Origin of the sequence: Sphingopyxis sp. GC21, assembly GCF_025727575.1 — a bacterium.
GTDB classification, from domain to species: Bacteria; Pseudomonadota; Alphaproteobacteria; order Sphingomonadales; family Sphingomonadaceae; genus Sphingopyxis; species Sphingopyxis terrae_A.
The window spans coordinates 2,692,155-2,709,725 of record NZ_CP095845.1 but is presented as its reverse complement, the minus strand read 5'-3'; the positions used below and the strand labels follow the sequence as shown (position 1 = coordinate 2,709,725).

At 66.0% G+C, this 17,571-nt stretch carries 18 protein-coding genes and 1 pseudogene; 9 read left to right on the top strand and 10 right to left on the bottom strand.

Annotation, left to right across the window (positions count from 1 at the left end):
* From MU856_RS13150 to MU856_RS13130, 5 genes are all read left to right on the top strand, one after another.
* On the top strand, nt 1-1,449 hold the full coding sequence (locus tag MU856_RS13150) for a DUF3336 domain-containing protein (protein ID WP_062900770.1): 1,449 nt from the start codon (nt 1-3) through the stop codon (nt 1,447-1,449).
* A gap of 2 nt (nt 1,450-1,451) precedes the next feature.
* Nucleotides 1,452-2,294 carry an alpha/beta hydrolase gene (locus MU856_RS13145; RefSeq protein WP_062900769.1) on the top strand — a complete coding sequence of 281 codons (843 nt, stop codon included), beginning with the start codon at nt 1,452-1,454 and terminating at the stop codon, nt 2,292-2,294.
* A 33-nt stretch (nt 2,295-2,327) separates the two neighbouring features.
* A complete protein-coding gene (locus tag MU856_RS13140; protein ID WP_062900768.1) occupies nt 2,328-3,263 on the top strand; it encodes an alpha/beta fold hydrolase in 936 nt (311 codons plus the stop codon).
* Nucleotides 3,264-3,410: 147 nt separating this feature from the next.
* A complete protein-coding gene (locus tag MU856_RS13135) occupies nt 3,411-4,412 on the top strand; it encodes an NAD(P)H-dependent glycerol-3-phosphate dehydrogenase (RefSeq protein WP_062900767.1) in 1,002 nt (333 codons plus the stop codon).
* A gap of 178 nt (nt 4,413-4,590) precedes the next feature.
* The gene (locus MU856_RS13130) at nt 4,591-4,929 is read left to right on the top strand and encodes a hypothetical protein (protein WP_082819802.1); all 339 of its coding nucleotides are present in this window, start codon (nt 4,591-4,593) and stop codon (nt 4,927-4,929) included.
* 156 nt (nt 4,930-5,085) lie between these two features.
* On the opposite strand, the pseudogene MU856_RS13125 reads toward MU856_RS13130, so the two are convergent.
* Nucleotides 5,086-5,616, bottom strand: a pseudogene (locus MU856_RS13125) (TlpA family protein disulfide reductase); the annotation flags it as partial.
* On the opposite strand from MU856_RS13125, the gene argH reads away from it, so the two are divergent.
* Genes argH through MU856_RS13105 form a run of 4 tightly spaced genes read left to right on the top strand, consistent with a single transcriptional unit; the run spans nt 5,588 to nt 9,301 of the window.
* Nucleotides 5,588-6,985: an argininosuccinate lyase gene (gene argH, locus MU856_RS13120; RefSeq protein WP_234178532.1), complete on the top strand. Its 1,398-nt coding sequence runs from the start codon at nt 5,588-5,590 to the stop codon at nt 6,983-6,985. The pseudogene MU856_RS13125 and the gene argH overlap by 29 nt on opposite strands.
* Before the next feature lie 3 nt (nt 6,986-6,988).
* A complete protein-coding gene (locus MU856_RS13115) occupies nt 6,989-7,249 on the top strand; it encodes a hypothetical protein (protein WP_062900763.1) in 261 nt (86 codons plus the stop codon).
* A 16-nt stretch (nt 7,250-7,265) separates the two neighbouring features.
* Nucleotides 7,266-8,525 carry a diaminopimelate decarboxylase gene (gene lysA / locus MU856_RS13110; RefSeq protein ID WP_263587722.1) on the top strand — a complete coding sequence of 420 codons (1,260 nt, stop codon included), beginning with the start codon at nt 7,266-7,268 and terminating at the stop codon, nt 8,523-8,525.
* Complete coding sequence (locus tag MU856_RS13105; RefSeq protein WP_062900761.1) at nt 8,525-9,301, top strand: bifunctional precorrin-2 dehydrogenase/sirohydrochlorin ferrochelatase; 777 nt, start codon at nt 8,525-8,527, stop codon at nt 9,299-9,301. Before lysA ends, MU856_RS13105 begins: the two co-directional genes overlap by 1 nt.
* A gap of 619 nt (nt 9,302-9,920) precedes the next feature.
* Here MU856_RS13105 and MU856_RS13100 read toward each other — a convergent pair.
* The 9 genes from MU856_RS13100 to MU856_RS13060 all read right to left on the bottom strand — a co-directional run bounded on the left by MU856_RS13100 (nt 9,921) and on the right by MU856_RS13060 (nt 17,566).
* Nucleotides 9,921-10,211, bottom strand: coding sequence for a putative quinol monooxygenase (locus MU856_RS13100; protein WP_062900759.1), 291 nt, complete (start codon nt 10,209-10,211; stop codon nt 9,921-9,923).
* Between the two features lie 36 nt (nt 10,212-10,247).
* The gene (locus tag MU856_RS13095) at nt 10,248-10,832 is read right to left on the bottom strand and encodes a carboxymuconolactone decarboxylase family protein (protein WP_263587721.1); all 585 of its coding nucleotides are present in this window, start codon (nt 10,830-10,832) and stop codon (nt 10,248-10,250) included.
* Between the two features lies 1 nt (nt 10,833).
* On the bottom strand, nt 10,834-12,015 hold the full coding sequence (locus MU856_RS13090; RefSeq protein ID WP_003038814.1) for an acetyl-CoA C-acyltransferase: 1,182 nt from the start codon (nt 12,013-12,015) through the stop codon (nt 10,834-10,836).
* A 70-nt stretch (nt 12,016-12,085) separates the two neighbouring features.
* On the bottom strand, nt 12,086-12,544 hold the full coding sequence (locus MU856_RS13085; RefSeq protein WP_082813397.1) for a MaoC family dehydratase: 459 nt from the start codon (nt 12,542-12,544) through the stop codon (nt 12,086-12,088).
* Between the two features lie 95 nt (nt 12,545-12,639).
* Nucleotides 12,640-13,791: a mechanosensitive ion channel family protein gene (locus tag MU856_RS13080; RefSeq protein WP_062900757.1), complete on the bottom strand. Its 1,152-nt coding sequence runs from the start codon at nt 13,789-13,791 to the stop codon at nt 12,640-12,642.
* Between the two features lie 33 nt (nt 13,792-13,824).
* Nucleotides 13,825-14,847 (bottom strand): DNA topoisomerase IB, encoded by a 1,023-nt coding sequence (locus MU856_RS13075; RefSeq protein WP_062900756.1) that lies wholly within the window; start codon nt 14,845-14,847, stop codon nt 13,825-13,827.
* Nucleotides 14,848-14,905: 58 nt separating this feature from the next.
* Complete coding sequence (locus MU856_RS13070; protein WP_062900755.1) at nt 14,906-16,033, bottom strand: acyltransferase family protein; 1,128 nt, start codon at nt 16,031-16,033, stop codon at nt 14,906-14,908.
* Nucleotides 16,030-17,388: a putative O-glycosylation ligase, exosortase A system-associated gene (locus MU856_RS13065; protein ID WP_062900754.1), complete on the bottom strand. Its 1,359-nt coding sequence runs from the start codon at nt 17,386-17,388 to the stop codon at nt 16,030-16,032. The genes MU856_RS13070 and MU856_RS13065 overlap by 4 nt, the downstream gene beginning before the upstream one ends.
* Nucleotides 17,381-17,566: a hypothetical protein gene (locus tag MU856_RS13060; RefSeq protein ID WP_003038799.1), complete on the bottom strand. Its 186-nt coding sequence runs from the start codon at nt 17,564-17,566 to the stop codon at nt 17,381-17,383. The genes MU856_RS13065 and MU856_RS13060 overlap by 8 nt, the downstream gene beginning before the upstream one ends.
* Between the last annotated feature and the right edge of the window lie 5 nt (nt 17,567-17,571).

Below are 17,571 nucleotides of genomic sequence, written 5' to 3'. Positions count from 1 at the left end.
ATGATCTTTTCCCCGACGCTCAGCGTGGACGCCGATCTGGCGAAGGCGCCCGACTATGCCGCCTGGATCAGAGCGGCGATTGCCGCCGACGGCAAATCGGGGATGCAGGCGTGGCGCGACGCCGACGAAAGCAAGCATTTCGACTATCGCGCGATCCGCGCCCGCCTCGAACGGCTGCGCAAGCTGTCGGCGGCGGGCGATGTGAAGGGGCTGCTCTTCGTCCTCAACGAAGGCATTCACGGCAATATCGACGGCATGGGCCACGAACGCTTGTATCAAAAGGCGCGCTTCGGCACCAAAAGGCTGATCGAGGATTATGTGGCAGAGGTCGTCTCCGCGCTGGGCAAGATCGCCGCGGCGCGCAGCATCCCGCGCGACGAAAAGCGCGATTTCTTCCGCCGCGCCCAGCATTGCTACGGCCGCTCGGCGCTGCTGCTGTCGGGGTCGGGCAGCTTTCTCTATTTCCATGTCGGCGTCGTGAAAGCGCTGTGGGAGGAGGGCGTGCTGCCGACGATCCTCGCGGGATCGAGCGGCGGTTCGATCGTCGCCGCGGTCGTCTGCACGCGCAAGGATGCCGAGGTCGGCGCCTTCCTGGCCAGCGACAAGCTTGCCAGCGCCGACCGCGATCCCGAAGTGCGCCGCCTCGCCCCTGACGAGGTCGCCGCGCGCCTCGCCGAGCTCATCCCCGACCTGACCTTTCAGGAAGCCTATGAGGTCAGCGGCCGACATCTCAACGTGTCAGTCGCGCCCGCCGAAAAATATCAGAACGGCCGCCTGCTCAACGCGATCACCGCGCCCAATGTGCTGATCCGCGAAGCGGTGCTCGCCTCGTGCGCGGTGCCGGGCGTCTTTCCGCCGGTGATGCTGATGGCGCGCGACGAAGCGGGCAAGCGCGTGCCCTATCAGCCCGACCGGCGCTGGGTCGACGGGTCGGTGACGCACGACATCCCGACCAAGCGGCTCGAACGCCTCTACGGCGTCAACCATCATATCGTCAGCCAGGCGAACCCGCTCGCGCTGCCTTTCGCGACCGACACGCGCAAGCAGATGGCGCCGATAGAGGCCATTCAGCATGCCTCGATGGCGACCTTCAAGGCATGGCTCAACGCCAATATGGTGATATTCCAGAAGCCCCTCGAACTGGTGCCGCCGCTCAACAGCCTCGCCAATATGGCGCGCTCGCTGATCAATCAGGAATATACCGGCGACATCAACATCATCCGGCCGCCCAAATTCTGGTCGCCCACAAAGATATTGTCCGATCTGTCGCAGGAGGACATCGACGAGCTGATCGACACCGGCATGCGCACCGCCTGGCCGAAGATCGAGATGGTGCGCACCCAGACCGCGATAAGCCGCGCGCTCGACGCCATCCTGGCGCGCATCGACAAGGGCGGCGACGACGGCCCCGGCCACCGCAGCGCGGCGCTGAAAAAGCCGGTCCGGTGAGCATGGCGGGCGTGATGCTGCCGCCGGGATCGGCGGGCGCGGGCGCGACGCTGCACGTCACCCATTGGCTTCCTGCTGCGGCGCCCAAGGCCGTGGTGCTCCTCGCGCACGGCTATGCCGAGCACGCCGGGCGTTACGCCCATGTGGCAAAACGGCTGACCGACGCCGGCTATGCCGTCTATGCGGTCGACCATTGGGGCCATGGCAAGTCGGATGGCGAGGGGGGCTATGTGCCGCGCTTCTCGGCTTTCACCGACGGCATGGCCGAATTGCTCACGCTCGTCGAGGTCAACCATCCGGGCGCGCCGCGCCTGCTGCTCGGACACAGCATGGGCGGCCTGATCGCGACGCTGTTCCTGATCGATCGGCAGGACGCCTTTGTCGCCGCCGCACTGTCCGGCCCGGCGATTGTCCCCGGTACGCCGCCTTCGCGCTTCACCGTCTGGATCAGCCGCTTTCTGTCACGCTTTTTTCCGCGCCTCGGCGTATTGGCGCTCGATCCCAACGGGGTCAGCCGCGATCCGGCGGTGGTCACCGCCTATCTTGCCGATCCGCTTGTCTATACGGGAAAGATCGGCGCGCGGCTCGGCAAGGAATTCATGGACGCGATGGCGGTTGCGCAGGCATGCGCACCGAAAATCACGCTGCCGATCCTGCTCCAGCATGGCGACCATGACAGCCTCGCCTCGGTGGCGGGCTCGCACTATCTGTTCGACCATGTCGCATCGACCGACAAGCGGCTCGAAATCTATCCCGGCCTGTTCCACGAAATCTATAACGAGCCCGAACGCGATGCGGTGCTGGACGATCTGATCGGCTGGTTCGATGCGCATGTGTCAGCCTGAAGCCAACGGATCGACAGGGAAATTCCGCACGTCATGAAGCTCCTCCTCATTCTGCTTTTTGCTCCGCTGATCGCTCTGGCGATCTTCTATTTCGTATTCCCCGGCCGCCTGGTCGCGATCGGTCGCGCGCTGCTCCGCCGGCGCGGCGGCACGGTGCAGAAAAGCGTTACCGTCGACGGCCGCGCCTGGCCCTATCTGGAGGGCGGCGATCCCGCCAAGCCTACGCTGCTGCTCGTCCATGGCTTTTCGGGCGACAAGGATAATTGGTCCTTTCTCGCGCCCTTTCTGACGCGCGACTATTACGTCGTCGCACCCGATCTCCCCGGTTTTGGCGAGAATGAACGCAACCCCGATCTTGCGTATGACATCGAAGCGCAGACCGCGCGGCTGAAGGCATTCGTCGATGCGCTCGGACTGCGGCAGCCGCATATCGCGGGCAATAGCATGGGCGGCTGGATCGCGCTGCGCTACGCGCTCGACTTTCCCGATGCGCTCGCCAGCCTGATCCTGATCGACAATGCCGGGGTGGCGGGCGCGAACGAGAGCGACCTTCAGAAACAGGCGGCGAACGAGGATTATAACCCGCTCGTCCTGGCCGGTATCGAGGATGCCGACCGCCTCGTCGCGATGGTCGTCCACAAACCGCCCTTCGTGCCGTCGCGATTGAAGCCGGTGCTCTATGCCGACGCGCTCAAATATCGCGATCAGCTCGACACCGCCTTCTGGGTCATTGCGACCGAGATGCGCGACCGCCCGCTCAACGACCGGCTCGGCGAGGTGACGGTGCCGACGCTGATCATCTGGGGCCGCCACGACCGGCTGATCGACATCAGCTGCGTCCCCGTGCTCGAAGCGGGTATCGCAAACAGCCGCGCGCATGTCCTCGATCATGTCGGCCATGTCCCGATGGTCGAGGATCCGAAGGCCACCGCCGCGCTGATGAAGGATTTTCTCGGGCCGCTCGATTAGCCGCCGATTACGTCGGACTTGATCCGCTGGTCAAACCATGCGTCATTGCGAACCCGGCAAAGCCGGGTGAAGCAATCCAGACTGGCTCGAGCCAGCACTGGATTGCGTCGCTTCGCTCGCAATGACGGGCAGGGAGAAGGAGGGGCTATGCGCCTGAAAGTGGGCCTGCTCGGCGGGGGGAGCTGGGGGACGACGGTCGCCGCGACGGTATCGCGCAACGCGCCGATCACCTTGTGGGCGCGCGACGCCGAAATGGTCGATGGCATCAACCGCGATCAGGAAAACCGCAAATATCTGCCCGGCATCCGCCTGCCCGCGGCGCTGCGCGCGACGGCCGATCTCGGCGAAGCTGTGGCGGGCGCCGACGTCCTCGTCATGGGCGTGCCGTCGCACAGCTTTCGCGCGGTGCTCGAGGAGGCGCGCGATCATCTGCGTCCCTGGGTGCCGGTGATCAGCCTGACCAAGGGGCTCGAACTCGCGACGGGCAAGCGGATGACCGAGGTGATCGAGGAGGTGCTGCCCGGCCACCCCGTCGGCGTGCTCACCGGCCCCAATCTCGCGCGTGAGATCATGAGCGGCCAGGCGGCGGCGAGCGTGCTGTCGATGGAGGATGAAATCGTCGTGCGCGCACTGCACCCGCTTTTCCATTCGGGGCTGTTCCGCGTCTATACCAACACCGATCTGCTCGGTTGCGAACTCGGCGGGGTGCTCAAGAATATCATCGCGATTGCGGTCGGCATGGGCGACGGGCTCGGCGCGGGCGACAATACGCGCGCCGGGCTGATGACGCGCGGGCTGGCCGAAATCACCCGGCTCGGCGTCGCGATGGGCGGGCGCCCGGAAACCTTCGCCGGTCTGACGGGCATGGGCGACCTGATCGCGACCTGCACCAGCCCGCTGTCGCGCAACCGCCACGTCGGGGTCGAACTCGGCAAGGGGCGCCATATCGACGCGATCATCGCCGACATGCACATGGTCGCCGAAGGCGTCAAAAGCGCCCCCACGGTGATGGCGCTCGCCGACCGTCACGGCATCGCGATGCCGATCGCGCGCGACGTCTTCGACGTGACGCAGGGCAAACGGACCGCGCAGGATGTGTTCCGCGGGCTGCTCAAATCGAGCGTCGGTGACGAGGCGCATCCGGGGTAGGGGCAATCGTCGATGCCGCCGTCAGCTTCGGCGTCGGATGAAAGCGCCGCCTTGCCTGCGGGGACGGCCGTGGACGGTTCCGCCGTAAGGCGTGTCGAATCCTCGTCGGTCCGTGAAGAAAAGCCGGTTCTCTTTCGTTCTTTCTCCTGACCAGCAGGGTCCACCAAGGAGACGAACGATGAAAAAAAGGACGACTTTGGCGGCGCTTATGGCTCTTCCCGCCGGTGCTGCAATGGCGACGGTTCCCTATGGGTCGATTCCGCCGGGTTTCGATCGCCCACCGGTTCGCAGCGTGCCGATTGCGGGTGTCTATAATAAATATTGGTACAATTATCGCACCGATATTCTGGAGGCTGAAAAGGAGCTCAAGAGTGACTTGGGCCGCGCAACCGATCGCGAGGATCGCTGGGATGCATGGGACGAGTGGGCGACCGAAGTCGTCGACGCCGACAAGGATTATACCAAGGTGATGCGCAAGAAGGGCTACCCTGTGGGGCGCGTCTCGATCGAAGGCTGATCGTCGAAATGAGTTTCAAAAGGCGGCGGGCGCTATGCGTCCGCCGTCTTCATTCTACACTCCGCCTTCCGCCAGCAGCGCCTTCGCTTCCTCGCCCTGCCAGTCGATGGCGCCCACCACGCGCCACAGTTCGCGCCCGTTCGCATCGTAGAGGATGCTCGTCGGCAGCGCGGTATTCGCTGCGTCCAACAAAGTGTTCTGCGGATCGAGATAGGGTTGCAGCGCCTTCAGCCCCGCCTTCTGGAACCAGGGATCGACGACCGAAGCGCCTTGCAGATCCTGCGCCACCGCGACGACCGTCAGCTTGCCTGCCTTTTGCGCGGCAAGCGCATCGAGCGTCGGCATTTCGGCGACGCAGGGCGCACACCAGGTCGCCCACAGATTGACCAGCAGCGGCTTGCCGCGAAACGACGCGACGGTCACCGGTGCGTCGTCGGGGCCGCGAAAGACGGCGGCCGGTCCGGCCTTGCCGGCGTTGCCGCGCTCGACGACATGCTGAAAGGTGGCGGGGTCGCGGCCATGCGCCGCTTCGCCGGGCGAAATTTTTGCTTGCCCCGCGCCTGCTTGCTCCGAGGCCTCCTTTTGCCTATCGCACCCCGCGAAGGAACCGGCGATCAGCAGGGCCAGCACGGCAAGACGAAGATTTGGAACGCGGCGGATGGCGAATACTCCCGATAGCAACAGCATGTGGGGCGGCCGCTTCGGTGGCGGACCTGCGGCGATCATGCAAGAGATAAACGCCTCGATCCCCGTCGACAAACGTCTTTGGGAAGAGGATGTCGCCGCCAGCCGCGCGCATGCCGCGATGCTCGGCGCGCAGGGGATCATTGCCGCCGCCGACGCGGCGACCATCGATCGCGGGCTGGCGCAGATCGCCGACGAGTTCGCCGCGAACGGTGTGCCGGTCGATCTTGCGCTCGAAGATATTCACATGACGGTCGAATCGCGCCTCAAGGAACTGGTCGGCGAAGCCGCCGGGCGGCTCCACACTGCGCGCTCGCGCAACGATCAGGTCGCGACCGATTTTCGGCTCTGGGTGCGCACCGCTTGCGACCGTATCGATTCCGGCCTGAAGGCGCTTCAGGGCGCCCTGCTCGCGCGCGCCGATGAACATGCGGACAGCATCATGCCCGGCTTCACCCATTTGCAGGTCGCACAGCCGGTGACGCTCGGCCACCATCTGCTCGCCTATGTCGAAATGTTCGGCCGCGATCGCGGCCGTTTCCGCGATGCGCGCGCGCGGCTCAACGAATCGCCGCTCGGCGCCGCGGCGCTTGCGGGCACCAGCTTCCCGCTCGACCGTCCGGCGACCGCGGCGGCGCTCGGTTTCGACCGGCCGATGGCGAACAGTATCGATGCCGTATCGGACCGCGATTTCGCGCTCGAATTTTGTGCCGCCGCCTCGATTGCCGCGATTCACCTCTCGCGCCTCGCCGAAGAGATCGTGATCTGGGCCAGCCAGCCCTTCGGTTTCGTCAGTCTGCCCGACGCCTGGTCGACCGGCAGCTCGATCATGCCGCAAAAGCGCAATCCCGATGCCGCCGAACTGGTGCGCGGCCGCGCAGGCCTGCTGCTCGGTGCGTTCCAGCGGCTTTCGGTGATCGTGAAAGGGCTGCCGCTCACCTATTCGAAGGATTTGCAGGACGATAAGGAAACGGTCTTCGGTGCCTTCGACGCGCTAGCGCTTTCGCTCGCCGCGATGACCGGCATGGTCGACGCGCTGGCCTTTCGCACCGACCGGATGCGCGCGCTCGCCGCATCGGGCTTTTCGACCGCGACCGATCTGGCCGACTGGCTGGTGCGCGAGGCGGGGGTGCCGTTCCGCGACGCGCACCATATCGTCGGTGCCTGCGTGAAACGATCAGAAGAGCTCGGCGTTGAACTGTCGGCGCTTCCGGCGGACGAAGCGGCGGCGATCCATGCCGCGGTCACGCCCGCCGCGCTCGCGGCGCTGACCGTCGAGGCGTCGGTCGCCAGCCGCATGAGCTATGGCGGCACCGCGCCCGAACGGGTAAGGCAGGCTGTTGCCGCGGCGCGCGCGGCGCTGGAGATTTAGGTGATGGCAAAGATCCGCACGACGATTTTGCTGGCCGCCTCGGGCGCTGCGCTCGTGGCGCTTGGCGCGTGCGGCAAGAAGGAAGATCTGAAGCCGGTGGCGGGTTCGGCCCCGCCCGCGCTACCCATCGGGGCACAGCGCCAGCCGACCACGGAGGAGCTCACGACGCCTGACGCGCAGGCCCGGCCCGCGCGCAGCGACGACCTTCTTAAACGATCCGAAAAGCGCGAACCCGACGATTTCGACTTGCCGCCTCCGGGCTGAGTTCAGGACCTTTTCCATGGATCATTTTGCTTATCGTGACGGCGTTCTCTACGCCGAAGACATCGCCTTGCCGCGCATTGCCGAGGAAATCGGCACCCCCGTCTATGTCTATTCGCGCGCGACGCTTGAACGCCATGCGCAGGTGTTTCGCGACGCGCTTGCCGACATTCCGCGCAAGCACATTGCCTTTGCGATCAAGTGCAACCCCAACCTCGGCGTGCTGCGTGTCCTCGCGCGGCAGGGCTATGGCGCCGACGTCGTGTCGGGCGGCGAGCTCGAACGCGCGATCGCGTCGGGGATAGCGCCCGAAGATATCGTCTTTTCGGGCGTCGGAAAGACGCGGGCCGAACTGGCGCTCGGTCTCGACCGCGGCATCGGCCAGTTCAACATCGAACATGAACCCGAAGGTGTCGCGCTCGCAGAGATCGCCGCACGAAAGGAAATGACCGCGCAGGCAGTGCTGCGCGTCAATCCCGACGTCGATGCGGGCACCCACGCCAAGATCTCGACCGGCAAGGCCGAAAACAAGTTCGGCGTCGGCATCGACGTCGCGCCCGAAATATTCGACCGCCTTGCGCGGCTACCTGGCCTCAAGCTGCGCGGCATTGCACTCCATATCGGCAGTCAGCTCACCAGCCTCGACCCGCTCGAGGCGGCGTTCGTCCGCGTCGGGCGGCTGATCGCCGATCTGCGAGCGGCGGGACACGACATCACCCATGTCGATCTCGGCGGCGGGCTCGGGGTTCCTTACAAGGAGGGCGACAACCCGCCGAGCCCCGCCGATTATGGCGCGATGGTCGCGCGCGTCACCCGCGACTGGGACGTCACCTTGATGTTCGAACCCGGGCGCGTCATCGCCGGCAACGCGGGCGTGCTGCTCACCGAAGTGCTGTGGGTCAAGCCGGGAGCGCAGAGCGATTTCGTCATCGTCGACGCAGCCATGAACGATCTGGCACGTCCGGCGCTCTACGATGCGTGGCACGATTTCCAGGCAGTGCGTCCGAGCGGCGAGACGATGACCGCCTCGATCGTCGGCCCGGTGTGCGAAACCGGCGACACCTTCGCGCGCGACCGCGTGATCGACAAGGTTGCGGCGGGCGATCTCGCCGTTTTCCGTACCGCGGGCGCCTATGGCGCGACGATGGCATCGACCTACAACAGCCGCAGCCTGGTTCCCGAAGTGCTCGTCGACGGCGACCGCTATATCGTCGTCGCCGATCGCATCGCCGCCGGTACGATCATGGCGGCCGAACGCGTCCCCGACTGGATCGACTGATGCGCCAGTTTCCTCTCTTCCTGAACCTTGCAGGCCGCACGGTCGTGCTGGTCGGGGAGGGGGAGGCTGCGGATGCGAAGGCGCGGCTGATTGCGCGCGCCGGCGGGCGGATCGTGCCGCAGTGGGAAGACGGCGCGGCGATCGCCTTTGTTGCGCTGGACGAGGGAGCTGAAGAAGCGGCGGCGGAGCTGCGCGCGCGCGGCCTCCTCGTCAATGTCGTCGACCGGCCCGATCTTTGCGATTTCACCACCCCCGCGATCGTTGATCGCGCGCCGGTGACGATCGCGGTCGGCACCGGCGGCGCGTCCGCCGGGCTTGCCAAGGCGGTGCGCCAGCGGATTGAGGCGTTGCTGCCCGCCACCCTCGGCAATCTCGCCGCCGCCCTGTTCGCGGCGCGCGGTGCGATGAAAGCGCGCTGGCCCGATGCCGCCGACCGCCGCCGCGCCATCGATGCCGCGCTTGCGCCCGGCGGCGCGCTAGATCCGGTTGCCGGGCCGGACCAAGGCGCTGTCGCTGCCTGGCTCGCCGCCGATCATCTGGCGGCGCCCGCGCGCCTTGAAATGATCGCGCTCGCCAGCGACGATCCCGACGATCTGACGCTGCGCGCGGCGCGCCTGCTGGGCGAGGCCGATCATATCTTCCACCCCGCTGCGACTCCGCCCGCGATCCTGGCCCGCGCGCGAGCCGATGCGGTGCGACACTGCACCGAAACGCCGCCCGCCGATCCGCCCCCCGGCCTGTCGCTCTGGCTCGCATCGGCGATTACGCGAAGCTAATTGGGCTTCGCTCAGTCGCCTTCCTAGCCCTGTCGCCGGCGGCATCGTCGCCGCCGTTTCAGCCAGGAGAGGTTATGGAATTTCCGCCCATTGCCATCGACGCGCTCCCGCTGCTCGACACCGCGGCGGGCCTGTACGGATCGACGGCCGACGGGTCGGTCTTTGACATCGCCGTGACCATCGCGACGGTCGGCTGCAACTGTCCGCGCGCTGACGCGGTGTACTGTCTCTGCGTCGGCCCGGATCGCACGCCATGTCGCGCTCGAACCGGCCACCCTGCACGCCGCTGCGATGGCCGACGCCGATCCGCGCCCCGAAGTTCGCGCCGCCGCCGGCGCGACGCCGCGCGGTGGGGCACGATCGCCAGCCGGCCGACGCTGACGCCCCCCAAAGCGTTGCTCCGCTGCGCAATCCGCCTGACCGACAATGCCCGCGACATCGCCGACCATATGGCGGTCAGCCATCCGGTTCCGCGGGCGCGCGCCAGCGCCATCGCCGCGCTCGCTGCTGTCGCAGACGATAAGGGGGCGAACGGCGGCGCTCGAGCTCGGCCGGCGCGACGCCGATGCGCGGGTCAGGGACGATTGCGAACGATGGCTGACGCTCTGACCCTGAGCGATCAGACCCCCGGCAGGCTTTCGATTTCAGGTGCTCCGGCGAGGCAGGGGCCGAGTTTCGCGCCGAGGGTGCGGAAATGGTCCGACGCGCGGTGCGCGGCGACCGCGGCCTCGTCGTCATAGCATTCGAGCACCTTGTAAACGCCGGCTTCCGCGGTACGGAAGAGCTTGTAGAAGCTGTTACCCTTCTCGTTCGCGCGCACCGCGGGGGCCAGCTCCGCAAACACGCCTTCGAATTCCGCTTCCTTGCCCGGCTGCACGCGCAGCGTGGCGATAATGCCGATTCCGCTCATATCGTCTCTCCCCAGAAAATAGTCAGGCTCAAATGGTTAGGCGTGCAGGTCGGGATCGACCTCCCAGCCCGCCTCGACCTGGATGCCGAAGCTGTTAAGCATCATCGAAACCTGTGTGTACTGACCGACGGTCATCACCAGATCCATGCGTCCCTTGTCGCCGAGCGGCGCCAGCGCCGCCCAGGTCGCGTCGGCAACGAAATGGTTCGCGGTCAACTCGTCGGTCGCGCGCAGCATCGCGCGGTCGATATCGCTCCAGACCGCAGCGTCGGGTCCGGCCTTGATCCGCTCGATCTCGTCTTCGGTCAGGCCGCAGTCGAGTCCGATGCGCTTATGCTGCGTCCATTCATAGCCCGACCGGCAATTATAACCGGTGCGCAGGATGACGAACTCGCGATCCCGCGGGGTAAGCGCATTGCGCTTCGACAGGATATAATTGCCCCAGCCGAGGAAAGCGGTCAGCGCCTTGGGCGCCTGCGCCAGCGTGCGGAAGATATTGAGGATTCTGCCGCCGCCCACCTTGCCGCCATCGGAGGCAAGAAAGGGTTCAAGCGCCGCGCGCTGGTCGGCATCGAGCCGGTCGAGATCGACCGGCTCGACACGCGGAGCTTTCAGCCGCAAATCAGAAGACCTCGAACAGGCCTGCTGCGCCCTGGCCGCCACCGATGCACATGGTGACGACGGCATATTTGACGCCGCGGCGCTTGCCTTCGAGCAGCGCGTGGCCGACGCAGCGCGCGCCGGTCATGCCGAAGGGGTGGCCGATCGAGATCGAACCGCCGTTGACGTTGAGCAGGTCGTTCGGAATGCCGAGCTTGTCGCGGCAGTAGAGCACCTGCACGGCAAAGGCTTCGTTGAGTTCCCAAAGGCCGATGTCGTCCATCTTGAGCTCGAAGCGTTCGAGCAGCTTCGGGATGGCGAAAACGGGGCCGATGCCCATTTCGTCGGGCTCGGTGCCGGCAACGGCCATGCCGACATAGCGGCCCAGCGGTTGAAGCCCGCGCTTTTCGGCGACCTTGGCCTCCATGACGACGCAGGCCGACGAGCCATCCGAAAGCTGGCTGGCGTTGCCTGCCGTGATCGTGTGGCCTTCGCCCATCACCGGCTTCAGGCTCTGCAGACCTTCGAGCGTGGTGTCGGGACGGTTGCACTCGTCCTTGTCGGCGACGACATCCTTGAAGGTGACTTCCTTCGTTTCCTTGTTCACCACCGCCATCGTCGCCTTGCAGGGGACGATTTCGTCGTCGAACTTGCCAGCGGCCTGGGCCGCGGCGGTGCGCTGCTGCGACTGGAGCGAATATTCGTCCTGCGCTTCACGGCTGATATTGTAACGCTTTGCAACGACTTCTGCCGTGCCGATCATCGGCATGTAGATGTCTTTGTGCATCGCCAGCAGTTCCTGGTCGGCCTCGAAGAAGGTCTTGCCGCTGCCGCTGACTTTCGAGATGCTTTCGACGCCGCCGGCGACGCAAATGTCCTGGCGGTCGACGATGATCTGCTTCGCGGCGGTCGCAATCGTCATCAGGCCCGACGAGCACTGGCGGTCGATCGACATGCCGGGGACGGTGACGGGCAGGCCGGCGCGCAGGCCGATCAGGCGCGCGACGTTCATCGTCTGCGATCCCTGCTGCATTGCGGCGCCGAACAGGACGTCGTCGATCTCGCCTCCTTCAACCCCGGCGCGTTCGACCGCGGCGGCGACCGAATAGGCGCCCAGCGTCGGCGAGGTCGTGTTGTTGAACGATCCGCGCGCCGCCTTGGTCAGCGGGGTGCGGGCGGTGGAAACGATGACGGCGTCACGCATGATAAACTTCCTTCTGCTTGGTTCCGGTTGTCTTTTCGGGGGAGGTTCGGCCGGAATGCCGGTTTATATGTCAGACGAAGAACTGGCTGATCCATTCGGCCATCAGCGCGGGCTTTTCTTCGCCCTCGATCTCAACCGTGAATTCCAGCGTCTGCTGCCACTGGCCCGGACGCTTTTCGTCGAGCTCGAGCAGCTTGAAATGGCCGCGCACGCGCTTGCCCGAGCGCACGGGGGCAAGGAAGCGCACTTTGTTGCCGCCATAGTTGACGCCCATCTTGACGCCTGCGGGGCGCGGGCAGTCGGATTTGGCCATCAACATGGGGAAAAGAGAGAGGGTCAGAAAGCCGTGCGCGATGGTGCCGCCGAAGGGCGTCAGCTTAGCCTTTTCTTCGTCGATATGGATGAACTGATGATCGCCGGTCGCGTCGGCGAACTTGTTGATCATCTCCTGATCGACCAGCACCCATTCCGACGTGCCGAGCGGCTTGCCGACCAGTTCCTTCATTTCCTGCGGCGTCATCGCGCTCATCCTTTATCCCCTCTATGTCTGTCGAGGGGCGCGTTCTAGGCCCGCGGGGCGGGGTAGCACAAGAGCCTAGGGCTTTGCGCTACGGCGCCGTAGCGTCAGGACTGTGCGGACTTCGGCGTCTTCATCGTGACGCTTTCGGCATAGGGGAGAATCATCGTCCCGTCGGGCGCCGCGGTGAAGGTCGTCTGCGTCGGATAGGCGAAGTCGTAGCCGGCGTTGGTCATCTCTTCGAAGACGCGGATGCCGATCGCGGTGCGAGCCGCGATGACCTCGTTATAGTCTGCGCTCGGAATGTCGGCGACCAGTTCGAAGTCGAGGCTAGAGGCGCCGAAGCCGATGAAACTCGACCGGATGAACTCATGCCCCTCGGCTTCGACCTGCGCCTTCAGCAGGTCGGGCAGCGCGCGCAGCATCGCGGGCGTGGTCTGATAGATTACACCGATCGCGAACTGGACGCGGCGGCGTTCGAGATGGGCATAGTTGGTGATTTCCTTCGATAGCAAATTGGTGTTGGAAATGACCAGCAGCTCGCCGTTGACCGACCGCAGATGCGTGCTTTTCAGCCCGATGCGCTCGACGGTCGCGACGCTATTGTCATATTTGATCGCTTCGCCGACGCGGAAAGGCCGGTCGAAGATGATCGACAGCGACGCGAACAGGTCGGAAAAAATGCCCTGCGCGGCAAGGCCGATCGCGATGCCGCCGATGCCCAGGCCGGCGATCAGGCCGGTGACATTGACCCCCATATTGTCGAGGATGACGATCGCCGCGACCGCGAACAGCGCGATGCTGATGAGCAGGCGGATGATGCCCATCGCGTTGACCAGCGTCTCGTTATGCCCATCGGCGGCGCGGCGCTGGATCAGCCCGAGGACGATCTCGCGCGCCCAGATCGCGACTTGCAGCACCACCGCGACGGTGAAGACCAACTGGATGATATGCAGGACGACGACCGGCGGATTGGCCGATGCCGCGACCAGTCGGACCGAGACGATCGCCAGCACCAGCGACTTGGTCTTGTGGATCACCCGCCCGACAATGTCGGTCAGCGTGAATTGCCCCGGCGCCGACTGCGCTTTCTTGAGCGCGAAACCGCGGATCAGCGACAGCGCAAAATAGATGAGGAGCCCGGCGCCGATCGCGATGCCGATCTGCAGCCAGTGCGTATCGACCCACGCGACGCTGCTGGTCCACCAGGCGCGGATCTGCGCGGCGGGGTTGGCGGTCGCGGTGGCAAGGAAAGGCAAAGTCACGTCGGTCCTCTTGGTCTGGTCGGTCGGTCAGGCGGAACGGAGCAGCGCGCCGGCATCGGGCGCGCGCTCCAGATAGGTCAAAAATCCGCGTTCGTAACGCGAAAGATATTTGGTCGCGCGCGGCAGGCGCCCCGCGACCGCGGCAAAATCTCCGCGATCCTGCGCAGCGGCGATCATCGCCGGGTGGACATAGGCGCGCCGCGCAACGGCGGGCGTGTTGCCGAGCCGGTCGGAGACGCGCGTCAGCATCGCCTTGAGCGAGGGTGGCTCTTCGGCGTCGTACAGACAGGCGAACGCCTCGACGCTCGCCCACCAGGTGCGGAAATGCTTGGCGCTGAAATCGGCGCCCATCGCCTCGCGGATATAGGCGTTGACCTCGTCGGACCCGACCGCGCACGGGCCATCCGCATCCTCATATTGGAAAAGATGCTGGCCGGGCAGGTCCTGCAACCGGCGCACCAGGGTCGCCAGGCTGCGGTCGCTGATCGTCACCTCGCGCCGCGCGCCGCCCTTGGCGCGGTAGCGGAGCCGGAGGCGCTGCCCCTCCAGTCGCGCGTGACGCCGGCGCAGCGTCGTCGCGCCGAAGCTCTTGTTTGCGGCGACATATTGTTCGTTGCCGACGCGCAGCGCGGCGAGGTCGAGCAGGCGGACGACGGCCGCGACGACGCGATCCGCGCACAGCGATCGGCGGCGCAAATCGCTTTCCAGCCGCGCGCGGAGCAGCGGCAGGGCCTGGCCGAAGCTGGCGCAGCGATCATATTTGTCCGCCTCGCGCGCGGCCCGGAAATCGGGGTGGTAGCGATATTGCTTGCGCCCGCGCGCGTCATAGCCGGTCGCAAGGATATGCCCGTTCGCGGCCGGGCAGAACCAGGCATCCTCATAGGCGGGGGGCAGCGCGATCGCGTTGAGGCGCTCGATCTCGGCGCGGTCGCGGATCACCTTGCCCGCGGCGTCGCGATAGCGCCAGCCCGATGCGGCCCGTTCGCGGCGGATGCCGGGCAGGCTGTCGTCGACATGGATCAGGCGGGGGGCGGCACGCGGCGACGGCATGCCTTGTTAAGCGTCCTGGCCGGGCGATGGTTCCCTCCGCCGGCGCAGCGGGCAGGCGTCAGCTTTGGCGGGTTTGCGCCTGCCGCCCGGCCGCCAGCCGCGACAAGAGAGCGTCGCCGCCGCGCTGGACGATCCGCCGCGCCGGGACTTCCAGCCAGCGGTGGAGCAGGTGTGAGACGGCGAGCGTCAGCGCGACGAAGGCGGCGATCTTTATCGGCGCGACCATCGCCGGATCGTCGACAAGGACCAGCTTGAACAGGATCCACAGGAAGAAGTGCGACAGATAGACAGCGTAGCTGATGTCGCCGAGCCACTGGGCGAGCCGTCCCGACAGCAGCGGATGCGGTGCGAGCGACGCCTGGAGCGCGGTGATGACGACCGCCGCCATCGCCAGCGGGATCGCCGCAGGCTGGGGCAGGCCGGCGAACAGGATCAGCGCCGCGAGCAGCGCGAAGATCGCCGCGGTCGCATATATGACCCGGCTCCCGTCGCCGCGCGCGCGCTGCGCCGTCCACCACTGGCAGAGCGCGACCCCGAGGAAGAATTCGGCGAGGCAGCGGACGAGGCCGGTCGCCGCGATATCGTCGCCGATCCCCGCGCGCCCCGTCGCGGCGAACCAGCCGCCGAGCGCTGCCGCGAGCAGCAGCGCGAAGAGCGGAAAGCTCCACCGCCCCGCGGGCAATCGCGCCGCCCAGCCGCCGGTCGCGGCGAGCAGCAGATAGGCCGCCCATTCGGTCGAGATCGACCAGGCCGGGTCGTTCCAGCGCAGATCGGCGGTGAAGCCCCAATTCTGGACCAGCAGCGCGTGCGCGGGCAGCGTGGCAAAGCCGTAATGCGGCCCCGGATCGCGCCCGCTGGCGAGCAGCGCGACCGCGAACAGCGCCATCGCCGCCAGGATCGCGAGATGCAGCGGAAAGATACGCGCGATGCGGCGGACCAGAAAGCGCGGCGCGGCGCGCGTCCCCTCGGCAACGAACGCCGGACCGTAATTCCACCACAGCACGAAGCCCGACAGGACGAAGAAGAGATCGACCGCAAGATAGCCGTGCGCGAAACCGTCGATGACCGCGCCGTGCAGATAGCCCGCCATGCCGCCCCGGATATGATAGAACAGCACCGCGAGCGCCGCAAAGCCGCGCACCCCGGTCAGCGTCGGCAGCATGCGGGGCTTTTGCGCCGCGATCATGCGGCAAATCCCTGCGCGCGCGGCCGCATCCAGTTGCGTCCCGATTCCTGCTCGCGGCGGCGGCAATAGGTCGACAGCCCGATTTCGAGCGCCAGCATCATGTAGATGAAAGGCTGGAACGCGATTCCGACGAACAGCGACCCGACCATATAGACGATATGGCCGTGCTGGAGCGCGGTCGCGAGCGGCGCGATCCATTGCTCCTCGGCGCGGCGTGTCTTGAGGTAACGGCGGCGCACCCGCTCCATCTGGACGATGCCGGTGATGTGGAGCAGCAGCCACAGCAGCGTGCCGGGATAGCCCTGTTCGCCCAGCATTTCGAAATAGGCCGAATGATAGGCGCGCGACTGTTCGTCATGGATCACCGGATCGCCCGCGCCCGGACGACCCGCATCGGCGTTCGACCCGGTGGTTTCGACGCGCAGACGGTTCTGCATATAGGCCTCGAACCCGCCGCCGAACGGATGGTCCTTCGCATAGTCCCACGTCCACGCCCAAACCGCGACGCGCGTCGATGCCGACTGGTCGGTGCGATAATCCTGCAGCGTTTCCATGCGCTGGGTATAGCTTTGCGGCAGGAAGGGGATCGCCGCGGCGACGAGCAGCACCGCCCCCATGATATATAGCAGCCGGTGCTTGACTGCGCGCAGCGACAGCAGCGCGAGCACGCCGAGGCAGATCAGCCCCGTGCGCGCCTGCGTCCCGACCGGCAGCAGCATGCAGGCAAAGCAGAGCGCGAAGCAGAACAGCGAGACGCGCCAGTCGGGCGGAAAGACGGTGCCGTGGCGGCGGAACCACAGGATCGCGGGGATGATCGACACCGCGACCGTCGACATGGTGCTGCCTTCGTACAGGCCGTAATTTTCGGACAGCAGCAGTTGCAGTTCGCCATAGCCGCCGCCGCCCGCCGCGGTCTTGATCCCGCCCGCGATCGCGATCGTCGCGGCCGACAGCAGCATGAAGAGCAACAGCGATTCGATGCGCAGCTTCGTGCGCAGCGTCAGCGGCAGGAAGATCGCCCAGACCAGCGCCTTCCAAACCCATCCCCATTTATCGAGCGCCTCGACCGGAAAGTCGGCGCTCATCGTCGTCATCCAGCAATAAAAGAGCAGGATTAGCATCAACGTCTGCCGCCCCGACCAGCGCGTGTCGCGCTTGTCGTCGAAGGCGAGCCAGCCGATGATCGCGAGGATGAAGACGATCAGCGAGATCGGAATCGAATTGATCAGGAAATAGCTGAGCCGCTGCGGTGCGACGATGTCGATGTAGCAAAAGCACAGCACGAACAGGAACGGCTTGCGAAAGCCGACCCCGATGAAGGCGAACAGAAAGGCGACGAAGGCAAGGTCACGCATCGGATCGGCGATCCTCCGCGGCCTCGGCCGCCATCGCCGCCATGCGTTCGGCGTCGCGCTGTTGCTGCCACAGCATGCGCGGGCCGACCTCACGGTCGAGGTCGTCGCGGTGCAGCAGGCGCCAGAGGGCGATCGCCATCAGCACATGCGTCAGGGCAATCGCAAAATTGTCGATCATCTGCT

Coding starts and splice junctions, on each gene's coding strand:
- MU856_RS13145 (WP_062900769.1), top strand. CDS start 1,452: ATGGCGGGCGTGATGCTGCCGCCGGGATCGGCGGGCGCGGGCGCGACG.
- MU856_RS13070 (WP_062900755.1), bottom strand. CDS start 16,033: ATGATCGCGGCGCAAAAGCCCCGCATGCTGCCGACGCTGACCGGGGTG.
- MU856_RS13105 (WP_062900761.1), top strand. CDS start 8,525: ATGCGCCAGTTTCCTCTCTTCCTGAACCTTGCAGGCCGCACGGTCGTG.
- MU856_RS13135 (WP_062900767.1), top strand. CDS start 3,411: ATGCGCCTGAAAGTGGGCCTGCTCGGCGGGGGGAGCTGGGGGACGACG.
- MU856_RS13065 (WP_062900754.1), bottom strand. CDS start 17,388: ATGCGTGACCTTGCCTTCGTCGCCTTTCTGTTCGCCTTCATCGGGGTC.
- MU856_RS13150 (WP_062900770.1), top strand. CDS start 1: ATGATCTTTTCCCCGACGCTCAGCGTGGACGCCGATCTGGCGAAGGCG.
- argH (WP_234178532.1), top strand. CDS start 5,588: ATGGCGAATACTCCCGATAGCAACAGCATGTGGGGCGGCCGCTTCGGT.
- MU856_RS13075 (WP_062900756.1), bottom strand. CDS start 14,847: ATGCCGTCGCCGCGTGCCGCCCCCCGCCTGATCCATGTCGACGACAGC.
- lysA (WP_263587722.1), top strand. CDS start 7,266: ATGGATCATTTTGCTTATCGTGACGGCGTTCTCTACGCCGAAGACATC.
- MU856_RS13090 (WP_003038814.1), bottom strand. CDS start 12,015: ATGCGTGACGCCGTCATCGTTTCCACCGCCCGCACCCCGCTGACCAAG.
- MU856_RS13060 (WP_003038799.1), bottom strand. CDS start 17,566: ATGATCGACAATTTTGCGATTGCCCTGACGCATGTGCTGATGGCGATC.
- MU856_RS13140 (WP_062900768.1), top strand. CDS start 2,328: ATGAAGCTCCTCCTCATTCTGCTTTTTGCTCCGCTGATCGCTCTGGCG.
- MU856_RS13085 (WP_082813397.1), bottom strand. CDS start 12,544: ATGAGCGCGATGACGCCGCAGGAAATGAAGGAACTGGTCGGCAAGCCG.
- MU856_RS13115 (WP_062900763.1), top strand. CDS start 6,989: ATGGCAAAGATCCGCACGACGATTTTGCTGGCCGCCTCGGGCGCTGCG.
- MU856_RS13100 (WP_062900759.1), bottom strand. CDS start 10,211: ATGAGCGGAATCGGCATTATCGCCACGCTGCGCGTGCAGCCGGGCAAG.
- MU856_RS13130 (WP_082819802.1), top strand. CDS start 4,591: ATGAAAAAAAGGACGACTTTGGCGGCGCTTATGGCTCTTCCCGCCGGT.